Annotated in this window: 18 protein-coding genes and 1 riboswitch; of the genes, 12 read left to right on the top strand and 6 right to left on the bottom strand. The window is 70.4% G+C overall.

Annotated features, from left to right (window positions below; all coding sequences use genetic code 11):
* Window positions 1-8 precede the first annotated feature (8 nt).
* Window positions 9-2,261: a glycogen debranching protein GlgX gene (gene glgX / locus ACZ7J0_RS17445; protein WP_470888211.1), complete on the bottom strand. Its 2,253-nt coding sequence runs from the start codon at window positions 2,259-2,261 to the stop codon at window positions 9-11.
* A 169-nt stretch (window positions 2,262-2,430) separates the two neighbouring features.
* Between glgX and ACZ7J0_RS17440 the strand changes: the two genes are divergently transcribed.
* The 6 genes from ACZ7J0_RS17440 (at window position 2,431) to ACZ7J0_RS17415 (ending at window position 9,089) form a co-directional block, all read left to right on the top strand.
* Window positions 2,431-3,669 (top strand): L,D-transpeptidase, encoded by a 1,239-nt coding sequence (locus tag ACZ7J0_RS17440; protein WP_470888210.1) that lies wholly within the window; start codon window positions 2,431-2,433, stop codon window positions 3,667-3,669.
* A 173-nt stretch (window positions 3,670-3,842) separates the two neighbouring features.
* On the top strand, window positions 3,843-5,093 hold the full coding sequence (locus ACZ7J0_RS17435; RefSeq protein ID WP_470888208.1) for a L,D-transpeptidase: 1,251 nt from the start codon (window positions 3,843-3,845) through the stop codon (window positions 5,091-5,093).
* A gap of 86 nt (window positions 5,094-5,179) precedes the next feature.
* A complete protein-coding gene (locus tag ACZ7J0_RS17430) occupies window positions 5,180-5,947 on the top strand; it encodes an enoyl-CoA hydratase/isomerase family protein (RefSeq protein WP_470888206.1) in 768 nt (255 codons plus the stop codon).
* A gap of 196 nt (window positions 5,948-6,143) precedes the next feature.
* Window positions 6,144-6,752: an ATP-binding protein gene (locus ACZ7J0_RS17425; RefSeq protein WP_470888361.1), complete on the top strand. Its 609-nt coding sequence runs from the start codon at window positions 6,144-6,146 to the stop codon at window positions 6,750-6,752.
* 376 nt (window positions 6,753-7,128) lie between these two features.
* Complete coding sequence (locus ACZ7J0_RS17420) at window positions 7,129-7,914, top strand: polysaccharide deacetylase family protein (protein WP_470888204.1); 786 nt, start codon at window positions 7,129-7,131, stop codon at window positions 7,912-7,914.
* Entirely contained in the window at window positions 7,914-9,089 is a 1,176-nt protein-coding gene (locus ACZ7J0_RS17415; protein WP_470888202.1) for a YncE family protein, read from the top strand. The genes ACZ7J0_RS17420 and ACZ7J0_RS17415 overlap by 1 nt, the downstream gene beginning before the upstream one ends.
* A 67-nt stretch (window positions 9,090-9,156) precedes the next feature.
* Here the strand turns inward: ACZ7J0_RS17415 and ACZ7J0_RS17410 are convergent, their stop codons facing one another.
* A complete protein-coding gene (locus ACZ7J0_RS17410) occupies window positions 9,157-9,795 on the bottom strand; it encodes a GNAT family N-acetyltransferase (protein WP_470888200.1) in 639 nt (212 codons plus the stop codon).
* Window positions 9,796-9,890: 95 nt separating this feature from the next.
* Here ACZ7J0_RS17410 and ACZ7J0_RS17405 point away from each other — a divergent pair, with 95 nt between their 5' ends.
* The gene (locus tag ACZ7J0_RS17405; protein WP_468707401.1) at window positions 9,891-10,106 is read left to right on the top strand and encodes an EF-hand domain-containing protein; all 216 of its coding nucleotides are present in this window, start codon (window positions 9,891-9,893) and stop codon (window positions 10,104-10,106) included.
* A gap of 88 nt (window positions 10,107-10,194) precedes the next feature.
* Window positions 10,195-11,124 carry a CopD family protein gene (locus ACZ7J0_RS17400; protein WP_470888198.1) on the top strand — a complete coding sequence of 310 codons (930 nt, stop codon included), beginning with the start codon at window positions 10,195-10,197 and terminating at the stop codon, window positions 11,122-11,124.
* A 3-nt stretch (window positions 11,125-11,127) separates the two neighbouring features.
* Here the strand turns inward: ACZ7J0_RS17400 and ACZ7J0_RS17395 are convergent, their stop codons facing one another.
* The 4 genes from ACZ7J0_RS17395 to gcvT form a co-directional block, all read right to left on the bottom strand.
* Complete coding sequence (locus ACZ7J0_RS17395; protein ID WP_470888196.1) at window positions 11,128-12,498, bottom strand: L-serine ammonia-lyase; 1,371 nt, start codon at window positions 12,496-12,498, stop codon at window positions 11,128-11,130.
* A gap of 151 nt (window positions 12,499-12,649) precedes the next feature.
* Entirely contained in the window at window positions 12,650-13,927 is a 1,278-nt protein-coding gene (gene glyA, locus ACZ7J0_RS17390) for a serine hydroxymethyltransferase (protein ID WP_470888194.1), read from the bottom strand.
* Between the two features lie 11 nt (window positions 13,928-13,938).
* Entirely contained in the window at window positions 13,939-14,316 is a 378-nt protein-coding gene (gcvH, locus tag ACZ7J0_RS17385; RefSeq protein WP_468706799.1) for a glycine cleavage system protein GcvH, read from the bottom strand.
* 67 nt (window positions 14,317-14,383) lie between these two features.
* Window positions 14,384-15,514, bottom strand: a complete 1,131-nt coding sequence (gene gcvT, locus ACZ7J0_RS17380) for a glycine cleavage system aminomethyltransferase GcvT (protein ID WP_470888192.1) — start codon at window positions 15,512-15,514, stop codon at window positions 14,384-14,386.
* A 154-nt stretch (window positions 15,515-15,668) separates the two neighbouring features.
* Window positions 15,669-15,769, bottom strand: a riboswitch (glycine riboswitch).
* A gap of 149 nt (window positions 15,770-15,918) precedes the next feature.
* On the opposite strand from gcvT, the gene ACZ7J0_RS17375 reads away from it, so the two are divergent.
* The 4 genes from ACZ7J0_RS17375 (at window position 15,919) to ACZ7J0_RS17360 (ending at window position 19,695) form a co-directional block, all read left to right on the top strand.
* Complete coding sequence (locus tag ACZ7J0_RS17375; protein WP_470888190.1) at window positions 15,919-16,581, top strand: AAA family ATPase; 663 nt, start codon at window positions 15,919-15,921, stop codon at window positions 16,579-16,581.
* Between the two features lie 157 nt (window positions 16,582-16,738).
* The gene (locus tag ACZ7J0_RS17370) at window positions 16,739-17,479 is read left to right on the top strand and encodes an enhanced serine sensitivity protein SseB (RefSeq protein WP_470888188.1); all 741 of its coding nucleotides are present in this window, start codon (window positions 16,739-16,741) and stop codon (window positions 17,477-17,479) included.
* Between the two features lie 62 nt (window positions 17,480-17,541).
* A complete protein-coding gene (locus tag ACZ7J0_RS17365) occupies window positions 17,542-18,330 on the top strand; it encodes an enhanced serine sensitivity protein SseB C-terminal domain-containing protein (protein ID WP_470888186.1) in 789 nt (262 codons plus the stop codon).
* 366 nt (window positions 18,331-18,696) lie between these two features.
* Window positions 18,697-19,695: an ABC transporter permease gene (locus ACZ7J0_RS17360; RefSeq protein WP_470888184.1), complete on the top strand. Its 999-nt coding sequence runs from the start codon at window positions 18,697-18,699 to the stop codon at window positions 19,693-19,695.
* Window positions 19,696-19,703: the final 8 nt, after the last annotated feature.

Genomic DNA, 19,703 nt, shown 5'->3' with positions numbered 1-19,703 from the left:
CCCATGCCCTACGTACGCACCCTCAGCAGCAGCGCCGACCGCGCCGGCACCGTCAGCACCTCGCCGCCCGGATGCACCGTGCCCGGGGCCTGTGACTGGTCCTCCAGGGAGGTGTCCACGATCAGCTCGTACGCCTCCGCCCAGGGCGGCCCCGGCAGGCGGTACTCCACCGGCCCGTCCCCGGCGTGCAGGACCGTCAGAAAGCTGTCGTCGGTGATCTGGACCCCACGGGCGTCACGGCCCGGGATGTCACGGCCCGACAGGTAGAGGCCGAGCGTGGCCCTCGGGGCGTACCAGTCGGGCTCCGTCATCTCCTTGCCGTCGCTGGTGAACCACGCCAGGTCCCGCAAGCCGTCGGCGCCCTGCGGACGGCCGTCGAAGAAGGCGCGGCGGCGCAGCACCGGATGGGTCTGCCGCAGGGTGAGCAGCCGGGAGGTCAGCTCCAGCAGCCCGCTCGGACCCGGCTCCTCCAGGAGGGACCAGTCCAGCCAGCCGATCTCGTTGTCCTGGCAGTACGCGTTGTTGTTGCCGCCCTGTGTACGGCCCATCTCGTCGCCCGAGACCAGCATCGGCACCCCGGTCGACAGCAGCAGCGTGGTGAGCAGGTTGCGGATCTGGCGGCGCCGCAGCGCGTTGATCCGCTCGTCGTCGGTCTCGCCCTCGGCGCCGCAGTTCCAGGCCCGGTTGTCGTTCGTACCGTCCCGGTTGCCCTCGCCGTTGGCCTCGTTGTGCTTGTGCTCGTAGGACACCAGGTCGCGCAGGGTGAATCCGTCGTGCGCGGTGATGAAGTTGATGGACGCGTACGGGCGGCGTCCGCCCCAGGCGTACAGATCGCTCGACCCCGACAGCCGGTAGCCGAGGTCGCGCACGTCCGGCAGCGCCCCGCGCCAGAAGTCCCGTACGGCGTCGCGGTACCGGTCGTTCCACTCGGTCCACAGCGGCGGGAACGCCCCCACCTGATAGCCCCCGTTGCCCACGTCCCACGGCTCGGCGATCAGCTTCACCCGGCGCAGCACCGGGTCCTGGGCGATCACGGCCAGGAAGGGGGAGAGCATGTCGACGTCGTGCATCGAACGGGCCAGGGCGGCCGCCAGGTCGAAGCGGAATCCGTCGACGCCCATCTCGGTGACCCAGTAGCGCAGGCTGTCGGTGATCAGCCGCAGCACCTGCGGCCGCACCACGTGCAGGGTGTTGCCGCAGCCCGTGTAGTCGGCGTAGCGGCGGGAGTCGGGCTGGAGGCGGTAGTAGCCGCGGTTGTCGATGCCGCGCAGCGACAGCGTCGGGCCCAGCTCGCCCGCCTCCGCCGTGTGGTTGTAGACGACGTCGAGGATGACCTCGATGCCCGCCTCGTGCAGTGCCCGCACCATCCGCTTGAACTCGCCGACCTGCTGACCGGTCGTGCCCGACGCGCTGTACCCGGCGTGCGGCGCGAAGTAGCCGATGGAGTTGTACCCCCAGTAGTTCCTCAGCCCGCGCCGCAGCAGGTGGTCCTCGTGAGCGAACTGGTGCACCGGCAGCAGTTCGACCGCGGTCACCCCGAGCCCCACGAGGTGCTCGACGGCCGCGGGGTGCGCCAGCCCCGCGTACGTGCCGCGCAGCTCCTCGGGGATCCCCGGATGCAGTTTGGTGAACCCCCGCACATGGAGCTCGTAGATGACCGAGTCCGCCCATGGCGTCTTCGGCCTGCGGTCGTCGGCCCAGTCGTCGTCGTCATGGACGACGACTCCCTTGGGGACGTACGGCGCCGAGTCCCGGTCGTCGCGGACGGTGTCGGCGACATGCTGCTGCGGCCAGTCCCGGACGTGCCCGTAGACCTCGGGGGGAAGCGTGAAGTCCCCGTCCACGGCCCGGGCGTACGGGTCCAGCAACAGCTTCGCCGGGTTCCAGCGGGCGCCCGTCCACGGGTCCCACCGGCCGTGCACCCGGAAGCCGTACCGCCGGCCCGGCCGCACGCCGGGCACGAACCCGTGCCAGATCTCATGGGTCAGCTCGACCAGCGGCAGCCTCGTCTCCGTCCCGGACTCGTCGAAGAGACAGAGCTCCACGGCCTCCGCCCCACCCGCCCACAGCGCGAAATTGGTCCCCGACGTGCCGTCGGGGCCGACGCGAAACCGCGCCCCGAGCGGCGTCGGCGCCCCCGGCCACACCTGCGGGCCACGGGGCAGCCCCGAAGGCCCGCCCCGCGCCGGCTCCCGCACCCTTTCCCGTACGGGATCCGTCACCGGCTCCCGTACTGCCTCCTGCTCGGCTGCGCTCGACACCTGTCGGCCTCCCGCGGCTCGTCGGGCCCTGTGCCCAGAGGAAGCGAACGGCGTCCCGGCCGCGGCTCCCCGCACGTTGGTCCTCCCACCTGTTCTTCCCGGCGCGGTCACCTCCCAACATGACCCGCACGCACGTTTCCCCTGGAGGGTGGTGGTCGTTGGGCCAGTCGTGAGAGACGTACTGAAGCGGACGCGCGCCGGACTGGCCCTCGCCCTCGCGGCGGCAGGACTCGTGGCCGGTCTCGCCGGCTGCACTGGAACCGGCGGCTCGGGAGGCGGCGGTCTGGGCGGACTGCCCATCCCCGGCAAGGCCCGGGCCCCCGGGGACATCATCCGGATCACCCCCGAGGACGGCGCGAGGAGCGTCCCGGCCGACGCGCCCCTCGAGGTCAGGGTCCCCAATGGCCGCCTGGAGCGGGTCCGTGTGACGCAGGTCGAGGACGCGCAGCGGACGGAGGTGCTCGGCAACGTCTCGGAGGACGGTCTCAGCTGGCAGCCCGCCGATGGCACGCGCCTCACGCTGGCCGCCAAGTACAGCGTGGACGCCGTCGCCCTCGACGGTCACGGCCGCCGCTCCGCCCGGCACACCACCTTCACCACCTATGTGCCCGCGGAACGGTTCATCGGCTACTTCAAGCCGGAGAACCGCTCCACGGTCGGCACCGGCATGATCGTGTCCTTCTCCTTCAACCGCGCCATCGAGAACCGCGCGGCCGTGGAGCGCGCCATCCGGATCACCTCGGTGCCGCCGGTGGAGGTGGTCGGCCACTGGTTCGGCAAGGAACGGCTCGACTTCCGCCCCAGCGAGTACTGGAAGCCCGGCACCCGAGTCACGGTGGACCTGCGGCTGCGCGACGTAGAGGCCGCCAAGGGCGTCTACGGCATCCAGCAGAAGACCGTCGGATTCACGATCGGCCGCTCCCAGGTCTCCCTCGTCGACGCGGAGGAGCACACCATGGAGGTGCGCCGGGACGGCGAGCTGGTCTCCACCCTGCCCATCACGGCGGGGGCGCCCAAGACGACGACGTACAACGGGAAGATGGTCGTCACCGAGCTGTTCGACGTGACCAGGATGGACGGCCGGACGGTCGGCTTCGGTGGTGAGTACGACATCAAGGACGTGCCGCACGCGGTACGGCTCACCACCTCGGGGACCTTCCTGCACGGCAACTACTGGGCCTCGTCGGACACCTTCGGCTCCGCGAACGTCAGCCACGGCTGCGTCGGGTTGCGTGATGTGAAGGGCGGCAGCCCCGACTCCCCGGCGGGCTGGTTCTTCGACCGGACCCTCATCGGCGATGTGGTGGAGGTCGTCAACAGCCAGGACCGGAGCGTCGCTCCCGACAACGGCCTCGGAGGCTGGAACCTCGACTGGAACCAGTGGAAGGCCGGTTCCGCCGTGCGCTGACACGTGCTGACCTGCATGGTCCGCCCCCGTCACGGACAAGTTGCTACTGAACGGTGACATTCCCGAGCAACTCTCGCCGCCTTCGGTGTGATTATCTAACGCCGTGCGCGCTGAGGAGCGCGCGGGGGTGCGGGCCGTGGCGGTGCCAGGCCGTGCGAGGGGAGAACAGCATCGTGAACGGGCAGCCGATATCGGGCGAATCGGCAGGGGTGGCCGGCAGGCGGAACCGTGGGGGGACCGGTCTGCTGGCTCTGGTACTGGGGGCGCTCCTGCTCCTGGTGACGGCGTGCGGAGGCGGCGCCTCCGGCGGCGGCAAGGACGACGCGGGGAAGAAGGACGGCGGCAAGGCCGAGAACACCGCCTCGCAGGCGGTGGTGACGGTCAGTCCCAAGGACGGCGCCGACTCGGTCGCCACCAGTGGCGTGCTGAAGGTGACCGCCGCTCAGGGCACGCTGACCACGGTCACCGTCGCCGATGACAAGGGCACCCCCGTCGAGGGGAAGATCGCGGCCGGCGGCGCGAGCTGGGAGCCCACGCGGCACCTCTCCGCCGCCACCAAGTACAAGGTCCACGCGATCGCCAAGGACGCCGAGGGCCGCGAGTCGGCGAAGGACACCACCTTCACCACCCTCGTCCCGAAGAACACCTTCGTCGGCCACTACACCCCCGAGGACGGCGCGACCGTCGGCGTGGGCATGCCGGTCTCCATCAACTTCACCCGGGGCATCACCGACCCGAAGGCCGTGGAGAACGCCATCAAGGTGACGGCCGAGCCGTCGGTGCCGATCGAGGGTCACTGGTTCGGCAACGACCGCCTCGACTTCCGCCCCGAGAAGTACTGGGCCTCCGGCACCAAGGTGACGCTGCAGCTCAACCTGGACGGCGTCGAGGGCCGCCCGGGTGTCTACGGCAAGCAGACCAAGACGGTGACGTTCACCATCGGCCGCAGCCAGGTCTCCACCGTGGACGCCAGCGCGCACACCATGAAGGTCGTGCGGGACGGCAAGCAGATCCGCAGCATCCCGATCACCGCCGGCGCGCCGTCCACGACGACGTACAACGGCGAGATGGTCATCAGCGAGAAGTACAAGGTGACCCGGATGAACGGCGCCACCGTGGGCTTCGGCGGCGAGTACGACATCAAGGACGTGCCGCACGCGATGCGCCTGTCCAGTTCGGGCACGTTCATGCACGGCAACTACTGGGCCCCGCCGGGGACCTTCGGCTCCTCGAACGTCAGCCATGGCTGTGTGGGTCTGCGGGACGCCCGCGGCGCCGGCGACGACTCGACCCCGGCGGCCTGGATGTACAACAACTCCATCATCGGTGACGTGGTCATCGTGAAGAACTCCAAGGACAAGCAGATCAGGCCGGACAACGGTCTGAACGGCTGGAACATGTCCTGGTCGGAGTGGATCAAGTAGTCCGCCCGGTGCGGAACGCGCGGGGCCCGGTGCTGTGACCAACGGCACCGGGCCCCGGCGCGTTAACGGCCACTAACCTTCCTCCCATGACCGTTTCTCTCGAAGTCTCCGAAGGCGTCGGCACCATCCGCCTGGAGCGCCCCCCGATGAACGCCCTGGACATCGCCACCCAGGACCGGCTCCGCGAGCTCGCCGAGGAGGCCACCCGCCGGGACGACGTACGCGCCGTGATCCTCTACGGCGGCGAGAAGGTGTTCGCGGCCGGCGCGGACATCAAGGAGATGCAGGCCATGGACCACGCGGCCATGGTTCTGCGGTCCAAGGCGCTCCAGGACTCCTTCACCGCCGTGGCCCGGATCCCCAAGCCCGTCGTCGCGGCCGTCACCGGCTATGCCCTCGGGGGAGGTTGCGAGCTGGCCCTGTGCGCCGACTTCCGGATCGCCGCCGACAACGCCAAGCTCGGCCAGCCGGAGATCCTGCTGGGCCTGATCCCGGGCGCCGGCGGTACCCAGCGCCTCGCCCGGCTCGTCGGTCCGTCCAAGGCCAAGGACCTGATCTTCACCGGCCGTATGGTCAAGGCCGACGAGGCCCTGGCGATCGGCCTGGTGGACCGGGTCGTCCCCGCGGCCGAGGTGTACGAGCAGGCGCTCGCCTGGGCCGCGAAGCTCGCCCAGGGTCCGGCGCTGGCCCTGCGCGCGGCCAAGGAGTCCGTCGACGCCGGTCTCGAGACCGACATCGACACCGGGCTCACCATCGAACGCAACTGGTTCGCGGGCCTGTTCGCGACCGAGGACCGCGAGCGGGGGATGCGCAGCTTCGTGGAGGAGGGTCCGGGCAAGGCCAAGTTCCTCTGAGCCACGCCGGGTTGACCCCTGCCGATTCGAGTCGTGCCGAGTAGCCCCGGCGTCATGTCCGGGTGAGTCGGCGTCAACCATGTGGGTGGTTTAGCGCAGCCTTAAGGCAGTCTTAAGCGCGGCGGTCGCGCTGCGCTCGGCGATCATACGTGCACAGGGTGTCACCGCAGGTGGGGCCAGGTTTTCGGCTCGCAGACTGCCTCTGGCATATGCCCGACGGTTCCCCCGGAATGACCGAGTCCGGGGGGCCGATTCCCCCGGAACGGCCCCGGAGGCCGCGCGGGGCGGCCATGATGGGGGCATGGCGGGCCTGGAGGACATGGATCAACCGCGGCAGCGCGGCGGCGCGACCGCCGCCCGGTGGGCGCCGGCCGTCGAGGACGAACAGGCGCTCGAGGCACTCGAGTTGTTCGGGAATCCGGTCGAGGAGGAAGTGCGGCTTCCGTCCCGCCCCGAATCCGCCGCCACCGCGCGCCGGCTCGCCCAGTGCGTGATCCTGCGTCAGTGGGCGCTCGGCCCCCAGGTGGCCGAACACGCCGTCCTCCTGGTCTCCGAGCTCGTCGGCAACGCGGTCCGGCACACCGGGGCCCGCGTCTTCGGGCTGCGGATGTTGCGCCGCCGTGGCTGGATCCGGATCGAGGTGCGCGACCCCTCCCGCGGGCTGCCCTGTCTGATGCCGGTGCACGAGATGGACACCAGCGGCCGCGGGCTCTTCCTCGTGGACAAGCTCTCCGACCGGTGGGGCGTGGATCTGCTGCCCCGGGGCAAGACCACCTGGTTCGAGATGCGGGTCTCCGACCGCTGAACGCACAGAAGCCCCCGTATGCCGTGGTGCGGCAGCCTGGGGGCTTCTGTGTGGAGCGCCGTGGACAAGGGGGTGTATCCACGGCCGCTGTGAACGACCTGGCCCGGGTCAATGGGGGTCGTGTCACCGACTATGGCAGACGGGGGCCATGCCGCCAAAAGGCCATAGCGGGTCGAAAATCTACAAACACGGACAGATCGCCGGTGAATCGTAGGTGGGATGGGTCACTCGCCTCGTAAAGCATGAATAAATATGGGATCTACTGCGTGCTTCACTGAATGGAGCCATGGTGGGGCGGCTGCTCCAAGACGACCCGCAAAGGGCGTCAATTGGGTCAATCATTACCTTTCGGTCCTACCACCCCTTAAATGGTCGAGTGACCCTGACCGACCGCCGCGGCGTACTGCGCGCGGGGACAGCGGCAGCCGCCGTGGGAGCCTTCACCACCGCCTGTACGGACAGTGGTCCCGCCCCGTCGCCCCCTCCCGCACCGCCCGCCGCCCCCGCAGCCACCCGGCCGGCCGCCGCGCCCGCCGCCCCCGCCCCCCGGCGCTTTCCCGGCCGGCCCACCCAGATCAGCAACGGCCCCCGGGACCGCCCCGGGATCGCCCTCACCTTCCACGGACAAGGCGATCCCGCCATCGCCCGCGCGCTGCTCGGCGAGGCCGAGCGGGCCGGCGCCCATGTCACCGTCCTTGCCGTCGGCGACTGGCTCGACCAGTACCCCGACATGGCCCGCCGGATCCTCGACGGTGGCCATGACCTCGGCAACCACACCCAGCGCCACCTCGACATCAACGCGATGCCCGAGGCCGAGGCCTACGCAGAGATCACCGGGTGCGCGACCCGGCTGCGACGGCTCACCGGCTCCATCGGCACCTGGTTCCGCCCGTCCCGCACCCAGAGCGCGACCCCGCTCGTCCAGAAGCTCGCCCAGCGGGCCGGCTACCCGCACGTCCTGTCCTACGACGTCGACTCGCTCGACTTCACCTCGCCCGGCGCCCCGACCGTCGTCCGTACCGTCACCGGGCAGGTCCGCGGCGGGTCCGTGGTGAGCCTGCACTTCGGCTACGCGGACACGGTCGGCGCGCTGCCCGCCCTCCTCGACGACCTCGACCGCCGCGGCCTGCGCGCGGTGACCACCACGGAGCTGCTGACCTGATGCCCACGAAGCTGACCAAGAGTCTCGTCGCCGCCGCGCTGCTCACCGCGCTCGCCGGCTGTGGAACCACCGCAACCCAGCAGACGAGCCACGGCACCGAAGCCGCCGCGCCCCCCGTCGTCAAGAAGAAGCCCGTGCGTTCGGAGGGGCTGCCCGGGATGCCGCCGGTCCTCGACCCCAAGGACATCTACGCGGCCGACCGGCCGGGCAAGCTCTCGCCCGCGGTCAAGGGCTTCCCCTCCCGGGTCTACGTACCCAACACCAACTCCAACACCGTCTCGGTCATCGACCCCGCCACGTACAAGGTCGTCGAGACCATCCCGGTCGGCGTCCAGCCCCAGCACGTCGTCCCGTCCTGGGACATGAAGACCCTCTGGGTCAACAACAACCGCGGCCACACGCTCACCCCGATCGACCCGGCCACCGGTGTCGCGGGCAAGCCGGTGGAGGTGCACGACCCGTACAACCTGTACTTCACGCCCAACGGCAAGTACGCCGTCGTCATGGCCTCCATGGACCGCGAGCTGGTCTTCCGCGACCCCCACACCATGGACAGGGTGCACACCGAACCGGTCAGCTGCTACGGCGTCAACCACGCCGACTTCTCGGCGGACGGCCGGTACTTCATCGTCTCCTGCGAGTTCTCCGGCGAGCTGCTCAAGGTCGACACGGAGAAGATGAAGGTCGTCGGCCAGCAGAAGCTGCCCTTCGGGGGCGCCATGCCGCAGGACGTCAAGATCTCCCCGGACGGCAAGACCTTCTACATCGCCGACATGATGGCGCACGGGATGTGGGTCCTGGACGGCGAGAAGTTCACCACCCCGACGCTCCTGCCGACCGGCAAGGGCTGCCACGGTCTCTACGTCTCCCGGGACTCCAAGGAGATGTACGTCTCCAACCGCGGCGAGGGCACCATCTCCGTCTTCGACTTCCCGCAGAACAAGCTGACGAAGAAGTGGGTGCTGCCGGACGGCGGCTCCCCGGACATGGGCGGGGTCTCGGCCGACGGCAAGGTGCTGTGGCTGTCGGGCCGGTACAACTCCGAGGTGTACGCCATCGACACCAAGACCGGTCGGCAGCTCGCCCGGATCCCGGTCGGCGGGGGACCGCACGGACTCGCGGTCTATCCGCAGCCCGGCCGCTACTCGCTCGGCCACACCGGCATCTTCCGCTGACCGGTGTGAACGACGCCGCGCGCCCCCCGGCACGGTCGCGGGGGCCCGCAGCGCACACCGAGGGCGGTCAGTCGGCGATGAGCAGCGCCTCGGACCCCACCGGGCGGTAGCCCGCCGCCTGGAACGTCCGCACGCTCCGTGCGTTGCCGGGCGACTGCTGCGCCCACACCACCGTGTCCGGGACGAGATGCCGGGCCGCGACCGCCAGGGCCCGGCCCAGGCCCCCGCCGCGCGCCGTCTCGTCGACCTCGATCGCGGCCTCCCAGCGGCCCGCGACGCCACGGCCGAGGATCAGTACGCCGCCCGGCGCCGACCACACCCGGACGTCGTCGCGGTACTTCATCGCCCGTGCGACGCGCGGGTGCGCCGGGTCCTCGATCTCCCGCAGCGCGATCTCCGGCCCCCCGGGCAGGGCGTCCGCGACCGTCAGCAGATCGATCGTGTTCATGTGCCGGCCGGTCCTGGCCATCAGCGCGCCGAGGAAACCGGGGTTCATCGACGCGGCGAGCGGATCGCCCGACGTGGCGGCCAGCGCCGCGCGCACCCAGGCCGGGTCCTCGTCGGTGAACACCACCGTGTGCGCGGTGAACGCCAGGACCCCGGCGTCGCGCCGGTTCGGCTGCGGCACCACCGCCGTCGCCCCGTCCGCCGGCGGGAACCGCCCCCGCGCGGCCGCCGCCAGGATCCGCGCTACGTACTCACTCATACGCCCATGATCCGCCATGGGCCGAGGCCGGACGCACCGGGCGCTGCCGATAATCTGACCCCCGTCAGTTAGGCACCAAGAATGGGGTGGAAGCAGTGGCGGACATCGAGTCGGCGCGCACGGCATTCGAGCGGTTCGACGTGGACGGGGACGGAATGATCACCGCCGCCGAGTACAAGAGCGTCATGGCGCAGCTGGGTGACTTCAACGTCACCGAGCCGGTCGCCCAGGCGGTCATCAACGCCCAGGACGGCAACGGCGACGGCAAGCTGTCCTTCGACGAGTTCTGGGCCCACATCAACAAGGCCTGACCTCGCGGGGGCGGCGTCGCGCTCCACGCCGACGCCGCCCGCCTCGTCTCCGGTTGCCGCCCCACGGCGGCTCGGTGACGATCGTCCGGTGACCCTCTCCGGACCTGACGGCACCCAGCTCCGCACTCGGTCGACGGCGCGTGCCCTGCTGCTCACCGGCGCCGCGCTCACCGGGTTCGGCATCGCCCTGCTCGGAGCCCGGCTCGCCGCCCGCGGCACCGGGGAGCTCCCCGTCCCCGCCGCCGGGATCACATCCGTCCTGCGCGTGGTGGTCTTCGCCGGGCTCGCCGTGACGATCGGCGACCTGGCCGGCGAGCACCTGGCCGGCCGTGGACCCCGCCCCGGCTCGTGGGCCCTGCCCGCCGCCCTCGCCGGCGTCGTCGCGTCGACCGGCCAGATCGCGCTCCTGTCCGCCGTCAGCGGTCTGGACCTGGCCGCCGTCCACGGACTGCGCGAGGGCCGCCTGCTGCTGTTCACCATCAACGGCTTCGCGGTCGCGGCCGGCTGTCTGGCACTCGGGCAGCCCCGATGGGCGGTGGTGCCGCTCGTGGTCGTGATCGCGGCGGAGGCGGTTCGCGCGCACCCCGAGACCTACTGGCCCGCCATCGGCACCGCGCTGACCGTCGTCCACCTGACGGCCGCGTCCCTGTGGTCCGGCACGCTGCTGCGCGTGCTGCGCACCATGGCCCTGCGCCGCGGCGGCCGGGACGTACTGGCCGGATACGCCAGGATGGCGGCATGGGCCTTCGCCGCCGTCGTGGGCACCGGCATCTGCTCCACGCTGCGCAAGCTTCCGCTGGAGGCCGTGTTCACCACGGCCTACGGCAGGGTCCTGATAGCCAAACTCGTGGTGGTCGGCGCGGCCAGCGGCCTCGCGCTCGTCGCCCGCCGCCGGATGGTGGGCGGAGGGGACCCGGGGCCGCCCGCCCGGATCGAGCTGGCCGCGCTCATGGGGGTCATGCTCCTGTCGGCCGTCCTGACCGTCGTTCCCGACCCCCACTGGATCGGCGCGGGATGAGCCTCAGCACTCGATGATGTTCACCGCGAGACCGCCGCGCGCGGTCTCCTTGTACTTGACCGACATGTCCGCGCCGGTCTCCTTCATGGTCTTGATGACCTTGTCGAGGGAGACCAGGTGGCTGCCGTCGCCGCGCATCGCCATCTTCGCGGCCGTGACCGCCTTCACCGCCGCCATGCCGTTGCGCTCGATGCACGGGATCTGGACCAGACCGCCGACCGGGTCGCAGGTCAGGCCGAGGTTGTGCTCCATCCCGATCTCGGCCGCGTTCTCCACCTGCTCCGGGCTGCCGCCCAGCACCTCGGCGAGCGCGCCGGCCGCCATCGAGCAGGCCGAGCCGACCTCGCCCTGGCAGCCGACCTCGGCGCCGGAGATCGAGGCGTTCTCCTTGAAGAGCATGCCGACGGCGCCCGCGGCGAGGAGGAAGCGGACCACACCGTCCTCGTCGGCGCCGGGCACGAAGTTCATGTAGTAGTGCAGGACCGCCGGGATGATGCCCGCCGCGCCGTTCGTGGGCGCGGTGACGACCCGGCCACCCGCCGCGTTCTCCTCGTTCACGGCCATGGCGTAGAGGGTGATCCACTCCATGGCGAGCGCGGCCGGGTCCCCCTCGGAGCGCAGCTTGCGGGCCGAGTTCGCGGCGCGCCGGCGGACCTTCAGGCCGCCGGGCAGGATCCCCTCACGGGACATGCCGCGCGAGACGCAGGCCTGCATGACGCGCCAGATCTCCAGCAGACCCGCGCGGATCTCCTCCTCGGAGCGCCAGGCCTTCTCGTTCTCCAGCATCATCGCGGAGATCGACAGACCCGTCTCGCGGGAGAGCCGCAGCAGCTCGTCACCGGTGCGGAAGGGGTACTTCAGCACGGTGTCGTCCGGGACGATCGGGTTCTCCCCCTGGACCGCGGCCTCGTCGACGACGAAGCCGCCGCCGACCGAGTAGTACGTCTTCTCCAGGATCAGGGCGCCCTCGGCGTCGTAGGCGAAGATCGTCATGCCGTTGGCGTGGTAAGGCAGGGCCTTGCGGCGGTGCAGGATCAGATCCTCGTCGAAGTCGAAGCCGATCTCGTGCACCCCGAGGACGCTGAGCCGCTTGGCGGACTTGATCCGCTCGACCTGCTCGTCGGCGCTCTCCACGTCGACCGTGCCGGGGGAATTGCCCTCCAGGCCCAGCAGGACGGCCTTGGGCGTGCCGTGGCCGTGGCCGGTCGCGCCGAGCGAGCCGTACAGCTCGGCCCGTATGGAGGCGGTGTGGGCCAGCAGGCCCTCGTTCTTCAGGCGACGGGCGAACATCCGCGCCGCCCGCATCGGGCCCACCGTGTGGGAGCTGGACGGGCCTATGCCGATCGAGAACAGGTCGAAGACCGAGATGGCCACGGGGGAACTCCTTGTGGGGGTGGGTAGACGCCGTTGTCTGCCGGGGTGGAGCAGAAAGCGCGGAGAAGGGATGGGGCACCGCGCTCACTGTCCAGTGTGCGCGGTGCCCCGGATGCTCGTACGAACGAAACTACAACAGAAAGGGTCGAAACTACTTCAGACCGGGGTACAGCGGGTGCTTGTCGGCGAGGGCCGAGACCCGTGCCTTGAGGGCGTCCGCTTCGGCAGCCCCAAAGGGAGAGGCGGCCTTCAGGGTCTCGGCGATGATGTCCGCCACCTCGGCGAAGTCGTCGGCCTGGAAACCGCGCGTGGCCAGCGCCGGCGTACCGATGCGCAGACCCGAGGTGACCATCGGCGGACGCGGGTCGTTCGGGATCGCGTTCCGGTTGACCGTGATGCCGACCTCGTGGAGACGGTCCTCGGCCTGCTGGCCGTCCAGCTCGCTGTTGCGCAGGTCCACCAGGACCAGGTGCACATCGGTGCCGCCGGACAGGACCGAGACGCCGTGCTCGGTGACGTCGGCCTGGACCAGGCGCTCGGCGAGGATGCGGGCACCCTCCAGCGTGCGCTGCTGGCGCTCCTTGAACTCCTCGGAGGCGGCGATCTTGAAGGAGACGGCCTTGGCCGCGATCACGTGCTCCAGCGGGCCACCCTGCTGACCGGGGAAGACCGACGAGTTGATCTTCTTGGCGAGCTCGGCGGTCGACAGGATGACACCGCCGCGGGGGCCGCCCAGCGTCTTGTGCGTGGTCGTGGTGACGACATGCGCGTGCGGCACCGGCGAGGGGTGCAGACCCGCGGCGACCAGGCCGGCGAAGTGCGCCATGTCGACCATCAGGTACGCGCCGACCTCGTCGGCGATCCGGCGGAAGGCGGCGAAGTCGAGCTGACGCGGGTAGGCGGACCAGCCGGCGATGATCAGCTTCGGCTTGGATTCCTTGGCGAGGCGCTCGACCTCGGCCATGTCGACCTCACCGGTGGCGTCGTCGACGTGGTACGCGACCACGTTGTAGAGCTTGCCGGAGAAGTTGATCTTCATTCCGTGGGTCAGGTGACCGCCGTGGGCCAGGTTCAGGCCCATGATCGTGTCGCCTGGCTTGAGCAGCGCGAACATCGCGGCGGCGTTGGCCTGCGCGCCCGAGTGGGGCTGGACGTTGGCGTGCTCGGCGCCGAACAGCTCCTTGATGCGGTCGATCGCGATCTGCTCGACCACGTCGACGTGCTCACAGCCGCCGTAGTAGCGGCGGCCGGGGTAGCCCTCGGCGTACTTGTTGGTGAGGACCGAGCCCTGGGCCTCCATGACGGCGACCGGAGCGAAGTTCTCCGAGGCGATCATCTCGAGGGTGGACTGCTGGCGGTGCAGCTCGGCGTCGACGGCGGCGGCGACATCCGGGTCCAGCTCATGGAGAGGGGTGTTCAGAAGCGACATCGGGGACATCCTTAGTTGCCGGAGAACGCGGTGTACTCGTCGGCGGAGAGCAGGTCGTTCGGCTCCTCGCTCACCCGTACCTTGAACAGCCAGCCGCCCTCGAAGGGAGCGGAGTTCACCAGGGACGGGTCGTCCACCACGTCCTGGTTGGCCGCGACGACCTCGCCGGACACCGGCGAGTACAGGTCGCTGACCGACTTGGTCGACTCCAGCTCACCGCAGGTCTCGCCCGCGGCGACCGTGTCCCCGACCTCGGGGAGCTGGGCGTAGACGACGTCACCGAGCGCGTTCGCCGCGAACTCCGTGATGCCGACCGTCGACACGCCGTCCTCGGCGTCCGACAGCCACTCGTGCTCCTTGGTGTAGCGCAGCTGCTGGGGGTTGCTCATGACCTGAATTCTCCTGTACGCGGGGGAGTGCTGATGAACGGGGGAGAGATACGGGAGGTACCGAGTGTCACTTCTGGCGCTTGTAGAACGGCAGCGCCACGACCTCGTACGGCTCGTGGGCACCGCGGATGTCGACACCGACACCGGGCGTGCCCGGCTCGGCGTGCGCCGCGTCCACATAGGCCATGGCGATCGGCTTGCCCAGCGTCGGCGAGGGGGCCCCGGAGGTGACCTCACCGATCACCTTTCCGCCCGCGACGACGGCCATGCCCGCACGGGGGACCCGGCGGCCTTCGGCGACGAGGCCGACCAGCTTGCGCGGCGGGTTGGTGGCGGCGCGCTCGGCGGACGCCTCCAGGGCCGCGCGGCCGACGAAGTCACCCTCCTTCTCGAACTTGACCACGCGCCCGAGACCGGCGTCGAAGGGGGTCAGGGCGGTGGTCAGCTCGTGCCCGTACAGCGGCATGCCCGCCTCCAGGCGCAGCGTGTCGCGGCAGGAGAGACCGGCCGGGACCAGACCGGCGCCCTCGCCGGCCTTGGTCAGGGCCTGCCACAGCTCCACGGCGTGCTCGGGGGCCACGAAGAGCTCGAAGCCGTCCTCGCCGGTGTAGCCGGTACGGGCGATCAGCGCGGGGACCCCGGCGACCGTGCCCGGCAGGCCGGCGTAGTACTTCAGCCCGTCCAGGTCGGCGTCGGTGAGCGAGGCGAGGATGCCGGGGGACTCGGGGCCCTGGACGGCGATCAGCGCGTAGGCGTCACGGTCGTCCCGTACCTCGGCGTCGAAGCCCGCGGCGCGCTCGGTGAGGGCGTCGAGGACGACCTGCGCGTTGGAGGCGTTCGCGACGACCAGATATTCGGCCGGTGCGGCCTCCTGCTCCTGGAGCCGGTACACGATCAGGTCGTCGAGGATGCCGCCGTCCTCCTGGCAGATCATCGTGTAGCGGGCGCGGCCGGGGCCCACGGTGCCGATGTTGCCGACCAGCGCGTAGTTCAGCAGGTCCACGGCCTGCGGGCCGGTGACGGCGATCTCGCCCATGTGGGACAGGTCGAAGAGACCCGCCCTGGTCCGTACGGCGTTGTGCTCGTCGCGCTCGCTCCCGTACCGCAGCGGCATGTCCCAGCCCGCGAAGTCGGTCATGGTCGCGCCCAGCGAACGATGCAGGGCATCGAGGGCTGTCAGGCGGGGGGCAGTGCTCATGGATGTGGCTCCCGGGTCCCAGGGCATGAGATGGCGAGGACAATCCTCCCCATCTGTCATCGGAACCTGAGAGGTTCACCACGACCCTTACGTACATCGGGTCATGACTTGCACCTTGGGTGGAGCCGCCAGGCGGCTCGCTTTTCAGATCTGCCTCATCCACGCGGTACGGGGCCTGAGAGATTCAAGGGAGGAACTTGCTCCTTCGGCGCCCGGGGTGTCACTGCGCCCCCGGGACTCTCCCGCGCGGATTCAAGCGGCCGGTATGAGGTTGTCTGCGCACGCGTGTGCGCTTGGCGCGCACATCATTGCACGAGGGATCTCATCGGCAAATCGCTTGTGCCTCATTACTGTTTCTTTACACTCCATGGGCAAGGGTCCGACGACCCGACAGGGGAGAAGCGATGACGTTGCAGCGGACAGGTGCGTACGCGACGACGGCGGGGCTGCCCACGCCGCGCGGGCGGGTGCGCGCGGCGGCCGCCGCGCCGGTCCCGCGCGACCTGCGGGAGCGCGGCGGCCGGGGACCCAGGGCCCTCACCTTCGCGGCCGGGGACATCGTGGTCGTCTCCGGGCTGCCCGGCAGCGGAAAGTCGACGCTGATCCGGCGCACGGCCCAGGAGTGCGGGATCGACTCGCAGGACGCCCGCGAACGCTGGGAGGCGCGGATGCCGTCCTTCCTTCCCTATGCCGTCTACCGCCCGGCGGCCCGGATCGCCCACTACGCGGGCCTGTGGCGGGCGCTGCGCTCCGGCGAGAGCGTCGTCGTCCACGACTGCGGCACCCAGACCTGGGTCAGGCGCCTGCTCGCCCGCGAGGCGCGGCGCCGCGGCGGCGCGCTGCACCTGCTCCTGCTGGACGTCACGCCCGGGACGGCCAGGGCCGGCCAGCGCGAGCGCGGCCGGGGCGTCTCCGGCTACGCCTTCGCCCGCCACCGTCGCGCCGTCTCCCGGCTGCTGCGCGACGCGGAGTCGGCCCACCTCCCGCGCGGCTGCTCCTCCGTGACGCTTCTGGACCGTGACGCGGCGACCGCCCTTCAGCGCATCTCCTTCGCGGCCCCCGCCTGAACCGCCCCGCCCGGACCCACCTCCACCGACCCGCCCGTTCCGGGGAACCGTGGAACCGGAAGCCGGCCCTCACTGTCCTTTTCGACACAGCGCGCCCTTCCGCCGCCGCCCCGGCGTTAGGGTTCTGCCGGGATCGGGTCAGAAGGGGAAGCGACCAGTGGACAGTGCATGGCCGGGCAACGAGCTGGAAGAGGTGCTCGCCGCCTCGCTCGGCAACCCCTCGGCGGGAGGCCGGCTCGTCGAAGTACTGGGACGCAGCTCCGTCTGGGTGCCCCTGCCCAACGGCGGAGGACCGGACAGCAGGGACCTCGATCTGCCGACCATGGAGATCGAGGGACTTCCGTACGTCCCCGTCTTCAGCTCCGAGCAGCAGTTCCTCGCCTGCGTCGGCGGCCACATGTCCTTCACCGTCGCCCCCGCCCGTGACCTCGCCCGTGGTCTGCCGCCGCAGCTCGGCATCGCGGTGAACCCCGGCGGCGCCGTCGGCCTCCCCCTGCCGCCGCCCGCCGTGGCCGAACTGTGCCGGGTCGGCCGCACCCCCCTGGACGGTCCCGCGAGCGGTGGCCGGGTCCGGCTCTTCGAGCCCGACTGGCAGGACGACCCCGTCGACTTCCTCGCCGTCGCCTCCGCCGAGTTCGAGGCCACCGGTGTGGTCCTCAGCGCCCGCCGCGGCCTGGCCAGCGTCGAAGGCGAGGCGCCGTCCCTGTTCATAGGTGTCCAGCTCGCCTCCTGGGAGGGCGCCGACCGCAACGCGCCGATGGATGCCCTCGGCCGCGCGCTCGGCCGGGCCGCCGTGTCGTGGCCGGTGAACCTCGTCCTCCTGGACGTCGCCCAGGACCCGGTCGGCGACTGGATGCTGGAGAAGGTGCGCCCCTTCTACCAGCGGGTGCCCGCGTAAGCGGGACCGCGCACAAGCACGCATAAGCTGGTTCGGTGGATCGAAGAGGGGCGGAACCCAAGGTGAGCGCGTCAGGCACCGCTGCGGCCGGGCAGGTCGAGCACATGCTGCGCCAGGTGACGCCCGGACGCTACGACGCGTACGAGTCGCTGCTGCACGCGCTCGCCGACGGCCAGGTCTGGATGCTGCTGTGGCACGGCACGGCCGGCTCGCCCGAGGCGCAGTACGGGAACATGGAGGTCGACGGCCTGGGCTACGCGCCCTGCGTCACCTCCACCCAGGAGCTCTCCGCTTCCGGCTGGACCCGCGCCCATGAAGTGATCAGCGGCCGCGACGTCGCCCGCGCCCTCTATCCCGACCGGTGGGGCATCTGGCTCAATCCCCATGCCCCCGGCGGCGGTCTCGGCATCCCCTGGGCCGATCTGCGTCGGATCGCCACCGGCCTCGACCGGATGCCGGCGGGACCCCTGCGGCTGACCGAACCGGCCATCGAGATCCCGCAGTTCTACGCCCTGCTCACGCAGAACGCCCACCGCACCGCCGCGGTCCGTTCGCTGCGTCGCGCCTGGGTCCAGCCGGCGCTCGGCTCCCCGTACCTCGCGATCGGCCTCGATCTGTACGACACCAGCGGCCCGTCCGTCGACGCGGTCCGCGCGATGATGCAGCAGTCCATCGCCGCCGTGCCCGACGGGCTGCCCGTCTCGACGGTCGCCATGTCCGACGAGTACGACCCGGTGACGATGTGGCTGCGGGCCAACGCCCGGCCCTTCTACGACCGGGACGCGCACGCGGCTCCGCAGCCGCAGGCACCCGGTTACGGCTATCCGCCGGCCGCTCCCCGCGCGTACTGACATCCGCACGATCCTTCTGCCCCAATTGCGCCAGCGGTTGGGGCAGTTGGCCGTCATGTCCGATCTGGTGGAATAGTGACCGAGATGGTCCGCTGACGCGATCACCGCGTCCGGATAACGGAACCTCACGCCCCGCATCACGTTTGAGCAACCATTCCCCGCCAGGTCTGGCGGGTGATCGCAAACCCGTTGAAGACTCCCCGCTAACAAAGAACCGTCGGTCCTTTGTACGAGTCGCATCACATGCGGCGTCATGGGTAATTTCCGCACCATCGGCATGACTTGCGCCATCACCTGATGCGAGACAAGCCGTGACAGCAGCGGGTACGGGCCGGTCACCGCCGGCCGGGAGGGGTCTAAGGCACTGTGACCGCACCGATCGAGACCACCGGATCGGCTGCCGAGGCTCAGCCGGAGGCAGTACTCACGGGGGTCAAACAGAGCCAGATCGAAGGCCGTTCCCTCGGTCAGATCGCCTGGGCGCGCTTCAAGCGCGACAAGATGGCGATAGCGGGCGGAATCATCGTGATCCTGCTCGTACTGATGGCCGTCCTGGCCAAGCCGATCCAGGCGGTTTTCGGCCTCGACCCCAATGAGTTCCACCAGGACCTCATCGACCCGGCCCTGCTGGCCCCGAAGGGTGCCTTCGGCGGCATGAGCTGGGACCACCCGCTCGGTGTCGACCCGCAGTTCGGCCGAGACATCCTGGCCCGTGTCATCGAGGGCTCCTGGGTCTCGCTGCTCGTCGCGGGAGGCGCCACCGTGCTCTCCGTGGTCATCGGCGTGGTCATGGGCATCGTCGCCGGTTTCTACGGCGGCTGGGTCGACGCCCTGATCAGCCGGATGATGGACACCTTCCTGGCGTTCCCGCTCCTCCTCTTCGCCATCTCCCTCTCGGCGACCCTTCAGGACGGCGCGTTCGGCCTGAGCGGTCTGCCGCTGCGGATCGGTGTGCTGATCTTCGTGATCGGCTTCTTCAGCTGGCCCTACATGGGCCGAATCGTGCGGGCCCAGACGATGACGCTGCGCAACCGCGAGTTCGTCGAGGCCTCCAGGTCGCTCGGCGCACGTGGCCCGTTCATCCTCTTCCGTGAGCTGCTGCCCAACCTGGTGGCACCGATCCTGGTCTACGCCACGCTGCTGATCCCCACCAACATCCTCTTCGAGGCGGGACTCAGCTACCTCGGCGTCGGCATCGCTCCGCCGCAGGCCTCCTGGGGCGGAATGCTCACCACCGCGGTCGACACCTACGCGGCCGATCCGCAGTACATGCTCGTGCCGGGCATCGCGATCTTCATCACGGTCCTGGCCTTCAACCTGCTGGGCGACGGGCTGCGAGATGCCCTCGACCCGCGCAGCAAGTAACCAACGAA

The organism is Streptomyces sp. NPDC038280 (genome assembly GCF_055600045.1).
Note: the sequence above shows the minus strand (reverse complement) of the source record. Positions and strands in the feature narration are given on the sequence as shown.

Coding starts and splice junctions, on each gene's coding strand:
- glyA (WP_470888194.1), bottom strand. CDS start 13,927: ATGTCGCTTCTGAACACCCCTCTCCATGAGCTGGACCCGGATGTCGCC.
- ACZ7J0_RS17375 (WP_470888190.1), top strand. CDS start 15,919: ATGACGTTGCAGCGGACAGGTGCGTACGCGACGACGGCGGGGCTGCCC.
- ACZ7J0_RS17430 (WP_470888206.1), top strand. CDS start 5,180: ATGACCGTTTCTCTCGAAGTCTCCGAAGGCGTCGGCACCATCCGCCTG.
- gcvT (WP_470888192.1), bottom strand. CDS start 15,514: ATGAGCACTGCCCCCCGCCTGACAGCCCTCGATGCCCTGCATCGTTCG.
- ACZ7J0_RS17415 (WP_470888202.1), top strand. CDS start 7,914: ATGCCCACGAAGCTGACCAAGAGTCTCGTCGCCGCCGCGCTGCTCACC.
- ACZ7J0_RS17410 (WP_470888200.1), bottom strand. CDS start 9,795: ATGAGTGAGTACGTAGCGCGGATCCTGGCGGCGGCCGCGCGGGGGCGG.
- gcvH (WP_468706799.1), bottom strand. CDS start 14,316: ATGAGCAACCCCCAGCAGCTGCGCTACACCAAGGAGCACGAGTGGCTG.